Origin of the sequence: Streptomyces coryli (assembly GCF_011044975.1) — a bacterium.
Lineage (GTDB): Bacteria > Actinomycetota > Actinomycetes > Streptomycetales > Streptomycetaceae > Streptomyces > Streptomyces coryli.
Window position 1 is genome coordinate 1 of sequence record NZ_JAAKZV010000489.1, and the last position, 2,233, is coordinate 2,233.

The 2,233-nt window shown below is 71.5% G+C and carries 3 protein-coding genes and 1 pseudogene; 2 read left to right on the plus strand and 2 right to left on the minus strand.

Features of this window, described 5'->3' with window-relative positions; all coding sequences use genetic code 11:
• Positions 1 to 770, minus strand: a 770-nt coding sequence (locus G5C51_RS41585; RefSeq protein ID WP_165246073.1) for a peptidoglycan-binding domain-containing protein, incomplete at its 3' end; no start/stop codon positions are given.
• A gap of 6 nt (positions 771 to 776) precedes the next feature.
• Positions 777 to 1,280, minus strand: a complete 504-nt coding sequence (locus G5C51_RS41590) for a hypothetical protein (RefSeq protein WP_165246075.1) — start codon at positions 1,278 to 1,280, stop codon at positions 777 to 779.
• 90 nt (positions 1,281 to 1,370) lie between these two features.
• On the opposite strand from G5C51_RS41590, the gene G5C51_RS41595 reads away from it, so the two are divergent.
• Both G5C51_RS41595 and G5C51_RS41600 read left to right on the plus strand, forming a co-directional pair.
• Positions 1,371 to 2,039, plus strand: coding sequence for a response regulator transcription factor (locus G5C51_RS41595; RefSeq protein WP_165246077.1), 669 nt, complete (start codon positions 1,371 to 1,373; stop codon positions 2,037 to 2,039).
• Positions 2,039 to 2,233 (plus strand): annotated as a pseudogene (locus tag G5C51_RS41600) (sensor histidine kinase); the annotation flags it as partial. The gene G5C51_RS41595 and the pseudogene G5C51_RS41600, both read left to right, overlap by 1 nt.

Genomic DNA, 2,233 nt, shown 5'->3' on the forward strand with positions numbered 1-2,233 from the left:
CCACCACCCGACTCCGCTGTCTTCCCAACCCCCGTAATCCGCCCCTTCGCCTTCGACCCATCCGGCAGATCCACGGTCACCGCATCCCCCTGCTCAGTCCCGGACGCCTCCTCGACCTTCACCTCGAAGGTGACCTGCCGCTCCGACCCGGTCGTCGTCATGACCTGCGCACCGGGCGCCAGATGCTCGCCCACCGCCGCCTCGGCCGACTGCACCCGTACGGCACCAGGGGCGAAAGCGATCCGGTCCGGGCCGACGCGGCCGGTCTGCTTCAGCCCGTGGGCCTTCTGCCACGCCTTGACACCGACGGAGGTGCCGGCCGTGAACTCGTCGTCGGCGGTCAGGCCGGAGCCGTATCCCAGCGCGATCAGGTTCTGCTTCAGCTGGCGGACGTCCTCGCCCTCGGCGCCCTGCTTGAGCTCGCGGTACATGGGGCGGGAGCCGTACAGCAGGTACACGGGGCTGCCGTTGAGCTCGTAGAGCCTGCCGTCCCGCCGGACGTCGGAGGCGGATTTGGCCAGCCAGGTGAGGACGCCCTGGCTGCCCGCGTTGACCTTGCGTTCCGCGGCGTAGCCGAGGGTGCCCTGGGCGGTGGAGGTGCTGGTCAGGGTGGACTGTTCGACGGTGGCGGTGGCCTGCGGGAGGCCGCTGTCGCGGCCCGCGGCCGGGGTGTCGCGCTCGTCGCCGGCGAGGGCCGTGGCGGCGACGGCGCCGCCGCCCAGCAGGACGGCGGCGGCCACCGCGGCGATGATTGCTTTCTTGCGCCGCATGCCGGATCAGCTCTCGTAGATCTTCTTCTGGCATTTGTCGCCCGCGGCCTTGAATTTCTCCTGGTCGCCCTCGGGGACCCGCTGCGCCTTCATCGCGCCGCCCTCGAACTCGGGGTCCTCGTAGTCGAGCCCCGCGTCGCGCATGCACTGGGCGAAGGCCAGCGCCTTGTCCTTGTCGGCCTGGCTCAGCTCCTTGCCGCCGCCGGGGCCGCCCATGTCCATGCCGCAGGCCTTCATGGCCTCCTGCAGCTGCTTCTGCGACAGGCCGCCCGCGGCGATGCCCATCGTGTCGCCCTTGCTCTTCGGCTCCTTGATGTCGACGCCCTTCTTGCGCAGGCAGTCGAACCTCTTCGCCTGGTCGGCGGCGTCGGTGCGCTTCTTGTCGGCGGCGGCGTCGCCGCTGTCACCGCTGTCACCGCTGCCCCCGGCCGAGCAGGCGGCAGTGAACAGGGCCAGCGCGGATATCGCGCCCGCCGCGGACATCCGGATCATGTGCTTCGTCTGCGTCATGCGGCGCAGGCTGGCAGCGGGCGGTGTTTCCTTTCCCTAACGCCCGGCCCTTTACAGCGGCGAAAGGTCCCTTTCCGGTAGAGAGGGATCATGCGCGTACTGGTCGTGGAGGACGAGGAATTCCTCGCGGAGATGATCGCCGAGGGATTGCGGAGAGACGCCCTCGCCGTGGATGTGGCCGGTGACGGGCGCGAGGCGCTGCGCAAGCTGCGCTTCGGGGCGTACGACGTGATGGTGCTCGATCGCGATCTGCCCGGCGTGCACGGCGACGAGGTGTGCCGGCGGGTGGTGGCGGAGGGGCTGCTCACGCGGATTCTGATGCTCACCGCCTCCGGGACCGTGCAGGAGCGGGTCGAGGGGCTCGGGCTCGGCGCCGACGACTATCTCGGGAAGCCCTTCGCGTACGAGGAGCTGCTCGCCCGCGTGCTGGCGCTCGGGCGCCGGACCACGCCCGCGCTGCCGCCGGTGCTGCGGATGGGCGACCTGGCCCTGGACACCGCGGCCCGGGCGGCCACCCGGGGCGGGGAGGCGCTGGCGCTGTCGCGGAAGGAGTTCGGCGTGCTGGAGGCGCTGCTGCGGGCGGAGGGCGCCGTGCTCAGCGCCGAGGACCTGATCGAGCAGGTCTGGCAGGAGGACATCAGCTATCGCAGCAACGCGGTCCGGGTGACGGTGAGCAAGCTGCGTACGAAGCTGGGGGACCCGCCGGTCATCGATACGGTGCCGGGCTCCGGGTACCGGATCACGCCGGTGGCCGCCTGATGCGCCGCCTCGCCCTCGGCAGCGAGCGGGCCCGGCTGACCGCCCTGTACAGCGCACTGCTGCTCCTCGCCGGGGGCGGGCTGATCGCGCTGGTGTACTTCCTGCTGCGGCAGGGCCTGTACGGGACCATCGCGACCGCGGTGGAGCGCACCCCGACCGACGACAGCGAGTTCCAGCCCGCCTCCCCCTCACCG